Raw genomic sequence first — 15,591 nt, 5'->3', positions numbered from 1 at the left:
TATTTTTGGAGGGGATAAGATGGGACATAAATTAGTAATTGTAGAATCTCCAGCTAAAGCAAAAACTATAGGCAAATATCTGGGGAGTAGCTATGTTGTGGAAGCATCAATGGGTCATGTAAGGGATCTTCCTAAAAGTACTTTAGGAGTAGATATAGAAAATAATTATAATCCTAAATATATAACAATAAGGGGTAAGGGAGAATTATTAGATAAGCTTAGAAAGGCTGCGAAAAAATGTGATAAAATATATCTTGCAACCGACCCTGATAGAGAGGGAGAAGCTATATCTTGGCATTTGTCAAAAGTTTTAAAAATAGATGAAAATGAAAAATGCAGAATAGAATTTAATGAAATAACTAAAAATGCTATAAAAAACGCTATAAAAAATCCGAGAAAGCTTAACCTAAATCTTGTAGATGCTCAGCAAGCAAGGAGAGTACTTGATAGATTAGTTGGATATAAGATAAGTCCAATTTTGTGGAAAAAGGTTAAATGGGGATTAAGTGCCGGAAGAGTACAATCTGTTGCACTTAGAATGATTTGCAGTAGGGAAAAACTTATAGTAGATTTTAAACCAGAAGAATATTGGAGCATAGAAGCTAATTTATATAAAAATGCAAAAAAGAACAAATTTACTGTTAAATTAACTTCATTCAAAGGTAAAAAATTAAAGATAAGCAGTAAAGAAGAAAATGAAAATATAATAAAAGATATAAAAAATGGAGATTTTAAGGTACAGAATATCAAAAAAGGTACAAAAAATAAGAATTCTCTTCCACCCTTTACTACAAGTACACTTCAACAAGATGCCAATAGAAAACTAAATTTTTCAACTAAAAAAACAATGTCTGTTGCACAGCAACTCTATGAAGGAATAGATATAAAAGGACATGGAACAATAGGTCTTATTACATATATGAGAACTGATTCAGTTAGAATTGCAAAGGAAGCACAGGTTTCAGCTTCTGAATTTATATCTAAGGAATATGGAAAGGAATATGTGCCATCAAGCCCTAAAATATATAAAAGCAAAAAAAATATACAGGATGCACATGAAGCAATTAGACCAACATCCATAGAACTTACTCCTAGTAGTATTAAATCAAGCTTAAAAGATGATCAATATAAATTATATAACTTAATATGGTCAAGATTTATTGCAAGTCAGATGTCAAATTGTATTTTAAATACGTTATCAATAGAAATAAAAAATGGAGATTACTCCTTTAGAGCTTCTGGAAGTAATATTAAATTTGAGGGATTTATGAAAATTTATAAATATACTACTCAAGAAGAGGAAGAAAACGAAAAAATTCCTGAACTAATTGTAGGTGATATTTTAAAATCAGAAAGCATAGATGGAAAACAACATTTTACACAGCCTCCTGCTAGGTTTACAGAAGCTTCACTTGTAAAAACACTTGAGGAAAATGGTATAGGAAGACCAAGTACATATGCTCCTATTATTTCCACACTTATTGATAGGAAATATGTAAAAAAAGAAAAACGAACCATATTTCCAACAGAACTTGGTAATATAGTTGATAATATTCTAAGTGATTATTTTAAACAGATTATTGATGTTGAGTTTACCGCAGACATGGAAAATAAATTAGATGCTGTTGAAGCTGGAAAAGAAAATTGGAAGAAGATAGTTGACGAGTACTTTGAGCCACTAAAAAAGGCAATTGATATTGCTGAAAAAGAAGTTGCTAAAATAACCATAGAGGATGAAGTTACAGATATTAAGTGTGATAAATGCGGTAGAAATATGGTTATTAAGCATGGTAGGTTTGGAGATTTTTTGGCATGTCCTGGATATCCCGAATGCAAAAATACAAAGCCTATTGTTGAAAAATTGCAAGTAAAATGTCCAAAATGTGGCGGAGATGTAATTGTAAGAAGAAGTAAAAAAGGAAGAAGATTTTATGGATGCAGTAATTATCCAAAATGTGATTTTGTAAGCTGGTTCGAACCAACGGATGAAAAGTGCCCTAAGTGTGGAAGCTTTATGGTTAAAAAGACTAGTAAATCTAAGGGAAATTATCTTCAATGCTCTAATACAGAATGTAAATATGAGAAAGTTAATGTAGAACCAGAGAAAAAATAATTGTATTAATATAGCTATAATTGTCGCAATTGTAAAAATTAAGATTGAATAAATAAAACATATATGCTATTATTTTTAATGGGCAAGTTGATAATTCTAAATGTTGAGAAAAATTAAAAAATTTAATAACTAAAAGGATAAAATTAAAAATCAGGAGGAGTAGTAATGTCAGTACTATTAAATAAAACACGTAAGCTAAATACAATACTTCAAAAATCAGGAACGGAACCAGTTGTCTTTGATGATATATGCAATTTACTAAGCGAGGTACTTGAATGTAATGTATACGTTGTGAGCAGAAAGGGTAAAATACTAGGTAATAATATTTCAAGTGGGTTTGAATGCGAAAAGATAAAAAAAGAAATATTACTTAACAAAAAATTTCCTGATTCGTATAATTTAAAACTTTTGGATTGTAAAGAAACTAAGGCAAATTTAAAGCATACCAAGAACTGTACTTTCTATGATGATGAAACTTGTGAATTTGAAAATAAAGTTTCAACTATAGTCCCAATAATAGGTAATAGGGAAAGACTAGGAACATTGCTTTTAGCTAGATTCACTAAAAAGTTTACGGATGACGATTTAGTTTTAGCTGAATATGGTGCAACAATTGTAGGACTTGAGATATTAAGGTCTAAAAATGACGAAATAGAAGCTGAGGTTAGAAAAAAAGCAGTTGTTCAATTGGCTATTGGAACCCTATCTTACTCTGAACTTGAGGCTGTTGAACATATATTTGATGAATTAGATGGAAAAAGTGAAGGTCTTTTAGTGGCATCAAAGATTGCAGATAAAGTTGGAATAACAAGATCTGTAATTGTCAATGCACTTAGAAAATTTGAAAGTGCAGGAGTTATAGAATCTAGATCACTTGGAATGAAAGGTACACATATTAGGATTCTAAATGACAAATTATTAGAAGGGCTTAAAAAAATAAAATAATTAAATAAAATTCTTGAATACATAGAATCTATGTGATATACTTACAAAGGTGAAAATACACACACTATCTAGTTTGAAATTTGTGCCATTAATGTATGGTTGTTTTAATAAAAGATAGTGGCGGTAATAACAAATTTTAGGAGGAAAAATTTATGTCAGTTATTTCAATGAAACAATTATTAGAAGCTGGTGTTCATTTCGGACATCAAACAAGAAGATGGAATCCAAAAATGGCTCCATACATATTTACAGAAAGAAACGGTATATATATAATCGATTTACAGAAAACTGTAAAGAAGATTGATGAAGCTTATAATTTCATTAGAGAAGTATCAGCTCAAGGTAAGGATGTACTTTTTGTAGGAACAAAAAAGCAAGCTCAAGAAGCTATTGCTGAAGAAGCAGTAAGATGCGGAATGCATTTTGTTAACAATAGATGGTTAGGTGGTATGTTAACAAATTTCAATACTATAAAAACTAGAATTGAAAAATTAAATAATTTAAAGAAGATGGAAGAAGACGGAACATTTGATGTTTTGCCTAAAAAAGAAGTTATATTATTAAAGAATGAAGAAGAAAAACTTGTTAAAAATTTAGGTGGAATAGTAAATATGACACAATCAAATATCGGAGCTTTGTTTATAGTAGATCCAAGAAAAGAAAAGAATGCTATCTCTGAAGCAAAGATTTTGGGAATTCCTGTTGTAGCAATTGTTGATACAAATTGTGATCCAGATGAAGTTGATTATGTAATTCCAGGAAATGATGATGCAATAAGAGCTGTAAGACTTATAACTTCAAAAGTTGCGGATGCAGTAATTGAAGGAAGACAAGGCGAACAGTTAGCTGAATAATAAACTAGTTATAATAAATCTAAATACTTTTTTTAAACGAATGAAGGAGTTTTCTTCTTCATTTGTTTATGTAAATAAAAGCATATAACGGAGGTATGAAACATGATTTCTGCAAGTGCAGTTAAAGAATTAAGAGAAAGAACCGGAGCCGGAATGATGGCTTGTAAAAAAGCATTAACAGAAGCTAACGGAGATTCAGAGAAGGCAGTAGAATTATTAAGAGAAAAAGGATTAGCAGCTGCTGCTAAAAAAGCTGGAAGAATAGCTTCAGAAGGTTTAGTTGTTGCTTATGTTAATGATGATGGAAAAAGTGGAGCTATTGCTGAAGTAAATTGCGAAACAGATTTCGTTTCTGCAAATGGTGACTTTAAAGCTTTAGCAGAAGATATAGCTAAATTAGCAGTAAACAGTAATTCAACTACAGTAGATGAACTACTAGAGGAAAACTTAAATGGAGAAGGCAAATTAAAAGATGTTATAACTGCTTTAATTGCCAAATTAGGAGAAAATATTAATTTAAGAAGATTTTCTAAATTTTCAGTTCAAGATGGAGTAATTAAAAGTTATATACATGGAAACGGAAGAATTGGAGTTCTTGTTAAATTAAATAGTAGCAATACTTCTGATGCAGTTCACGATTTAGCTAAAGACATATGCATGCAAATTGCTGCTGCAAATCCATTATATCTTGATGAAAGTTCTGTTGATCAGGCAGCTCTTGACAAAGAAAGAGAAATATATAGAATTCAAGCTGTAAATGAAGGAAAACCAGAAAAGATAGTTGAGAAAATGGTTGAAGGAAGAGTAAGAAAATACTTGAAAGAAGTATGTTTAGTAGATCAAGTATGGGTTAAAGATTCAGATTTAACAATTTCAAAATTATTGGCTAAAAAATCAAAAGAATTAGGAGCCGATATTTCAATAGCTGATTTTGTAAGATTTGAAAGAGGCGAAGGAATAGAAAAGAAAGAAGAAGATTTTGCTGAAGAAGTTAAAAAACAAATGCAGCAGAGTAAATAACATATTTGAGAACACTGCGTGTTCTCTTTTTTTGAAATAATTTTGTGAGAAATGCAGCTGAATTGCAGTGGCTTTTGATACCCAGTGCAATTTTAATTAAAATAAAATGATGTATAAGTAGCATTGGAGGTACAGTATGCAGTCGAATAAATATAAAAGAGTAATGTTAAAAATTTCAGGTGAAGCTTTAGCAGGAAATAATGGATATGGTATTGATTTTGAAGTAGCAAATAGAATAGCAAAAGAAATTAAAGAAATTGTTGATTTAGGAATAGAAGTTGGAGCTGTAGTAGGCGGCGGAAACATATGGCGTGGAAGAAATGGTAAAGGTATGGATAGAACTACTGCAGATTATATGGGCATGCTTGCAACTTGTATAAATGCCTTGGCACTTCAAGATTCACTTGAAAATATAAATGTTGATACTAGAGTCCAAACAGCTATAGAAATGAAACAGGTAGCAGAACCATTTATAAGAAGAAGAGCAATGAGACATCTTGAAAAAGGTAGAGTTGTTATATTTGCTGGCGGAACAGGAAATCCTTATTTTTCTACTGATACTACAGCTGCATTAAGAGCTGCAGAAATAGAAGCAGATGTAATACTTCTTGCTAAAAAAGTAGATGGAGTTTATGATAAGGATCCACATATATATAATGATGCTGTTAAATTTGACAATTTGAATTATATGGAAGTACTTGAGAAAAATTTACAAGTTATGGATTCTACTGCAACTTCTTTATGTATGGATAATAATATACCAATAATCGTATTTGGACTTGATGTTTCTGGAAATATTAGAAAAGCAGCACTTGGAGAGAAAATAGGTACTATAGTATCAAAATAGATTTGGAGGATTTATTTTATGATAAGTGATATAATTAAAGAATTAGAAGAAAAAATGAAAAAAAGTATATCATCTTTAAAAAAAGAATTAGGTTCAATGAAAGCTGGTAGAGCAACACCGGCAATGCTTGATAGAATAGAAGTTGATTATTATGGCACTATGACTCCTATTAACCAACTTGCTAATATATCAGTACCTGAATCAAGAATATTAATGATTCAGCCATGGGATAAGTCATCTATGAAGAGTATAGAAAAAGCTATTTTAATTTCTGATTTGGGTTTGAATCCATCTAATGATGGTACTGCTATAAGACTTATAATTCCCGAGCTTACAGAAGAAACAAGAAAAAATTTGGTGAAAAACGTTAAAAAAGCAGGAGAAGAAACTAAAGTGGCTTTGAGATCTATTCGTAGAGATGCTAATGATAAAATAAAGGCCTTGAAAAAAGAAAGTTCTATAACCGAAGATGAAACTAAGACTGCAGAAAATGATGTCCAGAAAAAAACTGATAGTTATGTTAAAGACGTTGATGTAATAGTAAATGCAAAAGAAAAAGAAATTATGTCCATATAACTGTATATATATGATTTATTTTAGACCTGCTAAAGTATGCAGGTTTTTTTTATATTGGATATATGTTAAAATATCAATGTATTTATATATTGAATGGAGAGAATAATATGCTAAATTTTACTAAATCTAATAAAAACATAGGTGACAATACAGATATTGATTTTTCTAATATTCCGCAACATATTGCAATTATAATGGATGGAAATGGACGATGGGCAAAAAAAAGAAATTTACCAAGAACCATGGGACATAAAGCTGGTGGAGAGACTTTAAGAAAAATAGTAAAAGAATGTAGTGACATAGGTGTTAAATATTTAACTGTATATGGTTTTTCAACAGAAAATTGGGTACGTCCTAAAGATGAGGTTAATGCCATTATGAAGCTCATTGTTGAAATTTTAAAAAAATATTTTGAAGAAATGAATAAAAATAATGTTATTGTAAATCCAATAGGTGATATTTCAGGTTTACCAGAAGCCTGTATTAAAACATTAAATAATGCAAAAGATAAAACTAAAGATAATACTGGACTTATGCTTAACTTAGCACTTAATTATGGTGGACGTAATGAAATAGTCAATGCTGTTAAGAACCTGTTCATTGATTATGACAATAACAAAATATCAAAGAATGATATTTTGAATTTAAGTGAAGATAAATTTTCTTCGTATCTTTATACAGGTGATATTCCAGATCCTGATATAATAATACGCCCAAGTGGTGAAAAAAGACTTAGTAATTTCTTATTGTGGCAGTGTGCATATTCTGAATTTTGGTACTCTAATATAAATTGGCCTGATTTTTCTGAAGCTGATCTCCATCAAGCTATAAGAGACTATCAGAATAGAGACAGAAGATATGGAGGCGTAAAATAATGAATATAAACAAAAGATATTTAGGTGCAGTTTTTTTAGCTCCTCTACTAATATTTTTGCTTTTAGGAGGAATATATCTTAAAATATTTGTTTTTGCTTTATCTATATTAGGCTTGTATGAATATTATAAAGTTTCAAAAGAAGCATCAATTAAACCTATGCCTGTAGTTGGGTACATTCTCTGTATACTTTATTATAGTTTAATAAGTTATAATTTAAATTTTAAGATTGTTTTGTTCTTAATAGTAATGGGAATATTTTTTATGATGTGCATACCAACATTTAATACCGAATACAACTATATAGACATTTCAGTTACAATATTAGGATTCATATATGTTGCAGTCTTTTTTAGCTTTATAGTTTTAACAGATGATTTAAAATATGGAAATTATCTTATATGGCTTATATTTATAGCTTCGTGGCTTTGTGATACTGCAGCTTATTATTCAGGAAGAATTTTTGGTAAAACAAAATTATGTCCAAAGGTAAGCCCTAAAAAAACTGTAGAAGGTTCGATTGGAGGAATTATTGGCAGTGTGCTTGGTTGTACTATTTATGGTTTTATAATATCTAAGTATGGTGTTAACATAAGTTTATATCACTACATAATATTAGGAATTATTTGTGGAATTTTTTCTCAATTTGGAGATCTTGCTGCTTCATCAATTAAAAGGCATGCAAAAGTTAAAGATTACAGCAATTTAATACCAGGTCATGGTGGTATACTGGATAGATTTGATAGTATACTATTTACGTCAGTAGTAGTATTTTATTATTTGAGCTTTTTTGTATTTTAAATAATTGTCAAATTAGCACTTATTTAAAATATATTTAATAAAATAATTGATCTTGTGACTTAAAGGAGGAGAACGCTTTGAAATTAAGCAGCATTCAAAATAAAATTGTTGAGGATACAAAACATACCTGCTGCCTAATTAAGGGTAAAAGGGGAACTGGTAAAACTACAATAGCAGCTTGTAGAAGCATATTTCTAAAAAACAATTACTGTATATCAAAAAGCGATAATATAATTGTAATTAATAGTTCCAAAAATAAATTGAATAACTTTAATGAAATATATTCTTCATTATATAATGATGCAAATTCAAAGTATTCAACACTTCTAGAACCTTATAGAAAAGTTACTAACATATGTACCTTAGATGAAATTATAGATAAATATGCTGTTTCAAAAATAAGCCTTATCAGTGAAAGAGATAAAATAGCTTTGATAAAAGACTGTGTATATGCTGCAAGCAATATTTATCCCAAAATTAAAATATTAAATAACAGCTATGTTGATTTTTTCAAAGATGAAATAGAATGGATTAAAAGTTGTGGTTATGAAGACATTAATATTTATCAGAATGTAAAAAGAATTGGAAGAAATTCTACTAAAAACACTGTACATGTAAGGCTTAATAAAAATTCTATTATGCGAGAGTGTGTTTTTAAATTGATGCTTATGTACAATGATAAATTAAGCTATGCTGGACAATTTGATGATGAAGATAAAACTAAGACTGCTTTAAAAAATTCATCTAAAAAGAAGGCACAAAAGTACACACATATAATAGTAGATGAAGTTCAAGAATTAACAAAACTGCAAATCGATTTTATTAATTCTATAAAAAGAAATTGCAAATACTCATCAATATTTTTTACATATGATAATGACTCAATAAAAGAAAACAATTCTTGGCTTATTAAGGGACATAAAATAAGTACAATATGTAAAGATAAAATAAAAAGTTATAATTTGAAAAATACCTACGGTAGTGAAACCCAAACTTCAATGGAGAAATTTACTTATAAGGATCTTAAGCATAAAACTAGCTTTGATTTTATGAGAGATAATTATGAAACATCTAAAATAATTTTATCAGGAGACTTAAAATACAACAAAAGTGAAGTGGCTAAAATACCTGTATTTAATGAGATAGCTGCAGGTGAACCAATACTTATGAATCCTGAAATTAAGGACAAGTTCTATCTTCCTAAGTACTGGATTAGTAGTGCTAAGGATTGCTTTATGCTTAAGATAAAGGGAGATAGTATGATAAATGCAGGAATAAATGATGGTGATTATGTTGTAATAAAAAAGACTGCATATGCGGAGAATGGAAATATCGTAGCTGTCAATATTGATGGAAGTGCAACTCTTAAAAGACTTAAGATGGATAAAAATGATGTTGAGTTTATGCCAGAGAATGAAAAGTACAGTCCTATAAAAGTTACTGAGGATCAGCAGGTTATGCTTATAGGAATTGCTATTGGTATATTAAAAGTCAATTAAAAAATAATATAAAACGATCTTCTTGAATATTAATAACTATAAAGTTTTAAAGCTTTATAGTTATTTTATTTTTGAGAGGTAATAATATTGAAAGAATACAAAAAGTTAATAGAATGTTTTGCACTATTATGTGCATTTATAGTATTCACATTACTTATAAAAAAGTATTTTAAACCATTTTTTGTTATAATCCTTTTTGTAATATTGTGTAGTCCGATACATAAATTTTTGTGCGGGTATAAAATTTTTAATAATAAATTAAGTGCAATAATAAGTATAGTATTTGTAAATCTTATGATTTTTTTTGGAGTATTTTTAATGGGCAATTTTATTATGAGTAAAATTACCATGTATTTTATAAATCCATACAATAAGATTAATATTAACAAATTACCAATAATAAGTAAATTTAATATTAACATTTTAATGGGCAAACTCAATATTTTTTCAGATAAGCTACTTAATACTGATTTCTTCAGGAAAGGAGCTTTTTATACCACAGATAGTATTTTAACATACTTTGTTGCAACTATATCTGTTTACTTTATTTTGGCAGATAAATATGATATAGTTAATTTAACTGAAAAATTGCTTACTAAAAACAAAGTACAATTAATACTAAAAAAGCTTAATGATATAAAAAACTTGCTCATAGTCGAAACCTTTTTAGTATTAATTACAACAGTAGAAACAATAATAGGATTTTTTATTCTAGGCATAAATGATTTTTTTATGCTTGGGATTATATGTGGTTTTTTAGACATATTACCTTATGTTGGGACTATTCTGGTTTTTATTCCTTTGATGATATACTATGCTTGTAAAAAAGAATATTTAATTGTCTTTGGTTTGGCTATCTTATACATTTTTCTCCAATTTATACGTCAGATTATGGAAGCCAAATTCATGAGCAATAAGTTTAAAGTGCATCCTCTTTTGATAATAGTATCAGTTTACATTGGAATTAAAGCCTTTGGAATAATTGGATTATTTATGGGTCCCATTTATGTAATAAGTGCAAAAGAAATAATATTGTCTTCATAAAATATAGGAGTGATACAATGAAAAACATATCAATAATAGGAGCTACAGGTTCAATTGGGACTCAAACTCTTGATGTAATAAGGAATGATAGTGAAAATTTAAAGCTAGTGTGTGCTAGTGCTAATACTAACTTTGAAAAAATGATACAAATAGTAGATGAATTTAAACCTGAAATGGTTGTAATGACAGATAAATATTCATATAGTAAGGTATTAGATTATTGCAAAGAAAAAGATATAAAAACTATTGTGAAATGTGGTTATGAAGCTCTTAACGAAGCTGCTTCTTACGAAAAATGTAATACTGTTGTAACATCCATAGTTGGAATGATAGGGCTTATTCCAACTTTAAAAGCTATTAAAAGTGGTAAAGATATTGCACTTGCAAACAAGGAAACTCTTGTTGTTGGCGGTGAAATAGTGATGAAGGAAGCAAAAAAGTATGGAGTTAAAATACTTCCCGTTGATTCTGAGCATGGAGCCATATTTCAGAGCCTTCAAGGAAATAAGTATGAAGATATAAATAAAATACTTTTAACTGCTTCTGGTGGACCTTTTAGAGGCAAAAATATGCATGAATTAAAGAACGTTAGAGTGAAGGATGCTTTGAATCATCCAAAGTGGAAGATGGGTAAAAAAATAACGATTGATTCATCAACGCTCATGAATAAAGGACTTGAGGTTATTGAGGCTCATTGGCTTTTTAATGCAGATTATGATGCAATACAGGTGTTAGTACACCCTCAAAGCATAGTTCATTCAATGGTTGAATATAAGGATGGAAGTGTTATAGCACAATTGGGACCTACTGATATGAGACTTCCAATTCAGTATGCATTAAATTATCCAGAAAGAAAAAAAAGAGTAGTTAAACCTCTCGATTTCTATACGACTCCAGATTTGCATTTTGAAAAGCCGGATTTTAATACTTTCAAATGCTTAAAATTAGCTTATGAAGCAGGAAAAGCTGGAGGTTTAATGCCAACTATTTTAAATAGTGCTAATGAATATGCTGTGAATTTGTTTTTAGATGGAAAAATTAAATTTATAGAAATTCAAGAAATAATAGAGGATGCATTAAATCATTTTCAGAATTTAAATAATATAACTGCTCATACTATAGTAGAACAGAGTAAAAAAGTTACAGAATATTTAAAAGGTAAAAATATATTTTAGAGGTGATAATTTTGAGTTTTTTGAATATAATTGCTGCTATCTTTGCTTTTGGCGTACTTATATTAATACATGAATTAGGCCATTTTATTTTGGCAAAGTTAAATGATGTTAAAGTTGAAGAATTCGCAATTGGAATGGGTCCAAAACTTTTAAGTATCAATGGAAAAGAAACGCAGTATTCGATTAGGGTTCTGCCTATAGGTGGATATGTAAAAATGCTTGGAGATGAAACTAAAAGCAATGATCCACGTGCATTTAATAATAAATCTTCAGCTAGAAGGCTTAGTATAGTTATTGCAGGTCCTCTTATGAACTTAGTGCTTGCTGCAGTTTTGTTTTTTGCAGTAGGAATGGCAAATGGTATACTTCTTCCTAAAATATCAGCAGTTGTTAAAAATTCTCCTGCACAAAAAGCTGGTATAAAAGTAGGTGACACAATAACTAAAATAAATAATTCTCACGTAGGTACATGGGAAGATGTTTCTCTTTACATAGCATTTAATAAAGGTGAAAGTGTTAAAGTAGCTGTGAAAAATAATAATGCCGTAAAAAACTTAGTTATAGTACCTGAGTATAATAAAAAAGAAGGAAGATATCTTATAGGTATAGCCCCTGAAGTTGTACAGAAACCATCTATTCTTCAAGGAACAAGTTATGGTGCTAATGAAACAGTAACTATGATTAAATCAGCATACTTAAGCTTAAAAATGATTTTTCAAGGAAAAGCTTCAGTTAAGGACGTATCAGGACCAGTAAGTATAATAAAGGTTACAGGAGCAGCTGCAAATGCAGGATTTATGGCTCTTATTAATTTCATTGCCTTTTTAAGTGCTCAACTTGGAGTATTAAATCTTTTACCTATTCCAGCACTAGATGGAGGATACGTATTTCTATTTATATTCCAAATGATTACTGGCAAGAAGGTTGATGATGATAAAATTGGAATTGTAAACACAATAGGTTTTGCACTGCTTATGCTTTTAATGGTAGTAGTTACAATAAAGGATATTATGTATCCTATAAAGTTTTAATTTTGAAGGGATGATACAATGCATAGGATAAAAACTAGAAAAGTGAAGGTAGGAAATTTATATGTTGGCGGTGATTCTAAAATAACAGTACAATCAATGACAAATACTGATACTAGAGATGCCAAAGCAACTATAGAGCAAATAAAAAAATTAGAGTCTTCTGGCTGCGATATTGTAAGATGTGCTGTTCCTGATATTAAAGCAGCTTCAGCCCTAAAGGATATAACAAAAAGTGTAAATATACCTGTAGTTGCGGATATACATTTTGATTATAGGCTTGCACTTGAGTCAATAAAAAATGGAATTTCAGCACTTAGAATTAATCCAGGCAATATAGGAAGCAGAGAAAGAGTTGAACTTGTAGCCAAAAGTGCAAAGGAAAGAAATATCCCAATAAGAATAGGTGTAAATTCAGGTTCTCTTGAAAAAGACCTATTGAATAAATATAAAAAAGTTTGCAGTGAAGCTCTTGTAGAAAGTGCTTTAAATCACGTAAAAATACTTGAAGACGTAAATTTTCAGGATATAGTAATCTCAATAAAATCTTCTAATGTTGCAATGATGATAGATAGTTATAGACTGATATCTAAAAAAGCAGATTATCCTCTTCATCTTGGAGTAACTGAAGCAGGAACTATATGGAGAGGAACTATAAAATCTTCTGTAGGTATAGGTACTCTTTTGAGTGAAGGAATTGGAGATACTATAAGAGTATCCTTAACAGGTGATCCAGTAGAAGAAGTTAAAGTTGGAAAAGAAATTTTACGCTGTTTCGGTTATGAGAAGAGCGGAATAGAATTTGTTTCATGCCCAACTTGTGGAAGAACTTCTATAGATCTTATAAAAATTGCAAATGAAGTTGAAAAAAGATTGGAAAATTGTAATAAAAACATCAAGGTGGCTGTAATGGGCTGCGTTGTAAATGGACCAGGTGAAGCTAGAGAAGCAGATATAGGCATTGCTGGAGGAAATGGTGAAGGCCTTATATTTAAAAAAGGACAAATAGTAAAAAAGGTTAAGGAAGAATATTTAGTTGATGAACTTATAAACGAAATATCCAATATGTAATTTATTATTGAAATATCATCTTTTATATGGTAAAATAGTATGAGATGTTAAAGTTTACTGATAGATTTGTGCAAAGAGAGTGGGTAGTTGCCCGCTCTTTCATTTTGTATTTTTTATTAAATTTAGGAATTAAAAAATTGTAATTGGTAGATTATATATTGTAAGGAGGGGATTTAGTGATAGAAAAACTAATGGAACTTATAAAACCAATCGTTGAAAACTTAGGTTATGAATTTTATCATATTGAACTTGTTAAAGAAAATGGTGAAAGATATTTAAGAATATACATAGATAAAGAAAATGGTATATCCCTTGATGATTGTGAGAAAGTTAGTAGAGCTGTAAGTGATTTACTTGATGATAAAGATCCTATTCCTTACAGTTATTATCTTGAAGTATCATCACCAGGAATCAATAGAATTTTATATACTGATGAACATTTAAAAAAATATGTTGGAAGTATGGTAGATATTAAATTGAAAAGCAGTCTTAATAAGGTAACAAACTATTCAGGTAAACTAAGTGGTTTTAATGAAGAAATTATTGCAATCATTGTCTTGGATAATAAGGAAATAAAAATTCCTAGAAAAAAAATCAAAAAGATTTGTTTGAGTGGGGAATTTTAAGGAGGTTAATAAAATGAATCAGGAATTCATCCAGGCACTTAAAGAAATTGTTGAGGAAAAAGGTATAAGCGAGGAACTTCTTTTTTCAACTATTGAAGATGCGTTAGTTGCAGCATATAAGAAAAACTATGCTAAGCTTACAGAAAATGTTCATAATGTTAGAGTGAGCATGAATAGAGAAAATGGTGAAATACACGTTTATTCTCAGAAAAAAGTTGTAGAAACAATTGAAGATAAAATTTGTGAAATTTCACTTGAAGATGCTAAAAAAATAGATCCTAAATATCAATTAGATGACATAGTTGATATAGAAATAACTCCTAGAAGTTTTGGAAGAGTTGCAGCACAGGCAGCAAAACAAGTTGTAGTTCAAAGAATAAAGGAAGCTGAAAGAAGCATTCTTTACGATGAATTTTCAGAAAAAGAATTTGATATAATTACTGGAACAGTACTAAGAAAAGATAAAGGTAATGTTTTAATTGATTTAGGAAGAATAGAAGCAATACTTGGACCATCAGAACAAATACCTGGTGAGGAGTATGTATATAATTCAAAAATTAAATTGTATATCGTTGAAGTAAAGAATACCACAAAAGGAGCACAGGTAGTTATATCAAGAACTCATCCTGGACTTGTAAAACGACTTTTTGAACTTGAAGTACCTGAAATATATAAGGGAATTGTTGAAATTAAAGGTATCGCAAGAGAAGCGGGTTCAAGGACTAAAATTGCAGTATATTCTCATGATGAAAACGTAGATGCCATGGGTGCATGTGTTGGTCCTAAAGGCTTGAGAGTTCAAAATATAGTAAATGAACTTAAGAATGAAAAAATTGATATAATAAAGTGGAATAAACTTCCAGAAGAATTTATTGCAAATTCACTTAGTCCTGCAAAGGTATTAGACGTTTTTATTGATGAACAGTCAAAATCAGCAAAAGCAATAGTAGATGATAATCAGCTATCACTTGCTATAGGAAAAGAAGGACAGAATGTAAGACTTGCAGCAAAACTTACAGAATGGAAAATTGATATAAAAAGTAAATCACAATATGAAAAAGAAAAATCAACAGAAAGTGAAGATGAAAGCGCTGAATAATCTATAATGCTATTTTGTT

General features: G+C 29.5%; 15 protein-coding genes. All 15 read left to right on the top strand.

Translation table 11 applies throughout. The features are described from left to right. Nucleotides 1-19 precede the first annotated feature (19 nt). The 15 genes from topA (at nt 20) to nusA (ending at nt 15,572) form a co-directional block, all read left to right on the top strand. Nucleotides 20-2,113, top strand: coding sequence for a type I DNA topoisomerase (topA, locus tag BEE63_RS19855; protein ID WP_066023036.1), 2,094 nt, complete (start codon nt 20-22; stop codon nt 2,111-2,113). Nucleotides 2,114-2,278: 165 nt separating this feature from the next. After that, on the top strand, nt 2,279-3,058 hold the full coding sequence (gene codY, locus BEE63_RS19850) for a GTP-sensing pleiotropic transcriptional regulator CodY (RefSeq protein WP_066023035.1): 780 nt from the start codon (nt 2,279-2,281) through the stop codon (nt 3,056-3,058). Nucleotides 3,059-3,210: 152 nt separating this feature from the next. Continuing rightward, a complete protein-coding gene (gene rpsB / locus BEE63_RS19845) occupies nt 3,211-3,912 on the top strand; it encodes a 30S ribosomal protein S2 (protein ID WP_066023034.1) in 702 nt (233 codons plus the stop codon). 102 nt (nt 3,913-4,014) lie between these two features. Further along, complete coding sequence (tsf, locus tag BEE63_RS19840) at nt 4,015-4,932, top strand: translation elongation factor Ts (protein WP_066023033.1); 918 nt, start codon at nt 4,015-4,017, stop codon at nt 4,930-4,932. Between the two features lie 136 nt (nt 4,933-5,068). Further along, complete coding sequence (gene pyrH / locus BEE63_RS19835; RefSeq protein WP_066023032.1) at nt 5,069-5,779, top strand: UMP kinase; 711 nt, start codon at nt 5,069-5,071, stop codon at nt 5,777-5,779. A gap of 18 nt (nt 5,780-5,797) precedes the next feature. Then, nucleotides 5,798-6,355: a ribosome recycling factor gene (gene frr / locus BEE63_RS19830; RefSeq protein WP_066023031.1), complete on the top strand. Its 558-nt coding sequence runs from the start codon at nt 5,798-5,800 to the stop codon at nt 6,353-6,355. A 107-nt stretch (nt 6,356-6,462) separates the two neighbouring features. Then, entirely contained in the window at nt 6,463-7,230 is a 768-nt protein-coding gene (locus tag BEE63_RS19825; protein WP_066023030.1) for an isoprenyl transferase, read from the top strand. Between the two features lie 5 nt (nt 7,231-7,235). Continuing rightward, complete coding sequence (locus BEE63_RS19820) at nt 7,236-8,030, top strand: phosphatidate cytidylyltransferase (RefSeq protein WP_066023308.1); 795 nt, start codon at nt 7,236-7,238, stop codon at nt 8,028-8,030. A 77-nt stretch (nt 8,031-8,107) separates the two neighbouring features. Further along, entirely contained in the window at nt 8,108-9,529 is a 1,422-nt protein-coding gene (gene lexA, locus BEE63_RS19815; RefSeq protein WP_066023029.1) for a transcriptional repressor LexA, read from the top strand. 87 nt (nt 9,530-9,616) lie between these two features. Beyond that, the gene (locus tag BEE63_RS19810) at nt 9,617-10,573 is read left to right on the top strand and encodes an AI-2E family transporter (protein ID WP_066023028.1); all 957 of its coding nucleotides are present in this window, start codon (nt 9,617-9,619) and stop codon (nt 10,571-10,573) included. Nucleotides 10,574-10,590: 17 nt separating this feature from the next. Beyond that, nucleotides 10,591-11,748, top strand: coding sequence for a 1-deoxy-D-xylulose-5-phosphate reductoisomerase (gene dxr / locus BEE63_RS19805; protein WP_066023027.1), 1,158 nt, complete (start codon nt 10,591-10,593; stop codon nt 11,746-11,748). Between the two features lie 11 nt (nt 11,749-11,759). Continuing rightward, nucleotides 11,760-12,779, top strand: a complete 1,020-nt coding sequence (gene rseP / locus BEE63_RS19800) for an RIP metalloprotease RseP (protein ID WP_081312622.1) — start codon at nt 11,760-11,762, stop codon at nt 12,777-12,779. An 18-nt stretch (nt 12,780-12,797) separates the two neighbouring features. Next, a complete protein-coding gene (gene ispG / locus BEE63_RS19795) occupies nt 12,798-13,847 on the top strand; it encodes a flavodoxin-dependent (E)-4-hydroxy-3-methylbut-2-enyl-diphosphate synthase (protein ID WP_066023026.1) in 1,050 nt (349 codons plus the stop codon). 176 nt (nt 13,848-14,023) lie between these two features. Next, nucleotides 14,024-14,473, top strand: a complete 450-nt coding sequence (gene rimP, locus BEE63_RS19790; RefSeq protein ID WP_081312621.1) for a ribosome maturation factor RimP — start codon at nt 14,024-14,026, stop codon at nt 14,471-14,473. A gap of 13 nt (nt 14,474-14,486) precedes the next feature. Further along, nucleotides 14,487-15,572, top strand: a complete 1,086-nt coding sequence (gene nusA / locus BEE63_RS19785; RefSeq protein WP_066023025.1) for a transcription termination factor NusA — start codon at nt 14,487-14,489, stop codon at nt 15,570-15,572. Nucleotides 15,573-15,591: the final 19 nt, after the last annotated feature.

The organism is Clostridium pasteurianum, from assembly GCF_001705235.1.
Classification (GTDB): domain Bacteria; phylum Bacillota; class Clostridia; order Clostridiales; family Clostridiaceae; genus Clostridium_S; species Clostridium_S pasteurianum_A.
Note: the sequence above shows the minus strand (reverse complement) of the source record. Positions and strands in the feature narration are given on the sequence as shown.

Bases quoted from the DNA above. Each gene is read 5' to 3' on its own strand.
- codY (WP_066023035.1), top strand. From the start codon at position 2,279: ATGTCAGTACTATTAAATAAAACACGTAAGCTAAATACAATACTTCAA.
- rpsB (WP_066023034.1), top strand. From the start codon at position 3,211: ATGTCAGTTATTTCAATGAAACAATTATTAGAAGCTGGTGTTCATTTC.
- pyrH (WP_066023032.1), top strand. From the start codon at position 5,069: ATGCAGTCGAATAAATATAAAAGAGTAATGTTAAAAATTTCAGGTGAA.
- dxr (WP_066023027.1), top strand. From the start codon at position 10,591: ATGAAAAACATATCAATAATAGGAGCTACAGGTTCAATTGGGACTCAA.
- nusA (WP_066023025.1), top strand. From the start codon at position 14,487: ATGAATCAGGAATTCATCCAGGCACTTAAAGAAATTGTTGAGGAAAAA.
- topA (WP_066023036.1), top strand. From the start codon at position 20: ATGGGACATAAATTAGTAATTGTAGAATCTCCAGCTAAAGCAAAAACT.
- frr (WP_066023031.1), top strand. From the start codon at position 5,798: ATGATAAGTGATATAATTAAAGAATTAGAAGAAAAAATGAAAAAAAGT.
- ispG (WP_066023026.1), top strand. From the start codon at position 12,798: ATGCATAGGATAAAAACTAGAAAAGTGAAGGTAGGAAATTTATATGTT.
- BEE63_RS19825 (WP_066023030.1), top strand. From the start codon at position 6,463: ATGCTAAATTTTACTAAATCTAATAAAAACATAGGTGACAATACAGAT.
- tsf (WP_066023033.1), top strand. From the start codon at position 4,015: ATGATTTCTGCAAGTGCAGTTAAAGAATTAAGAGAAAGAACCGGAGCC.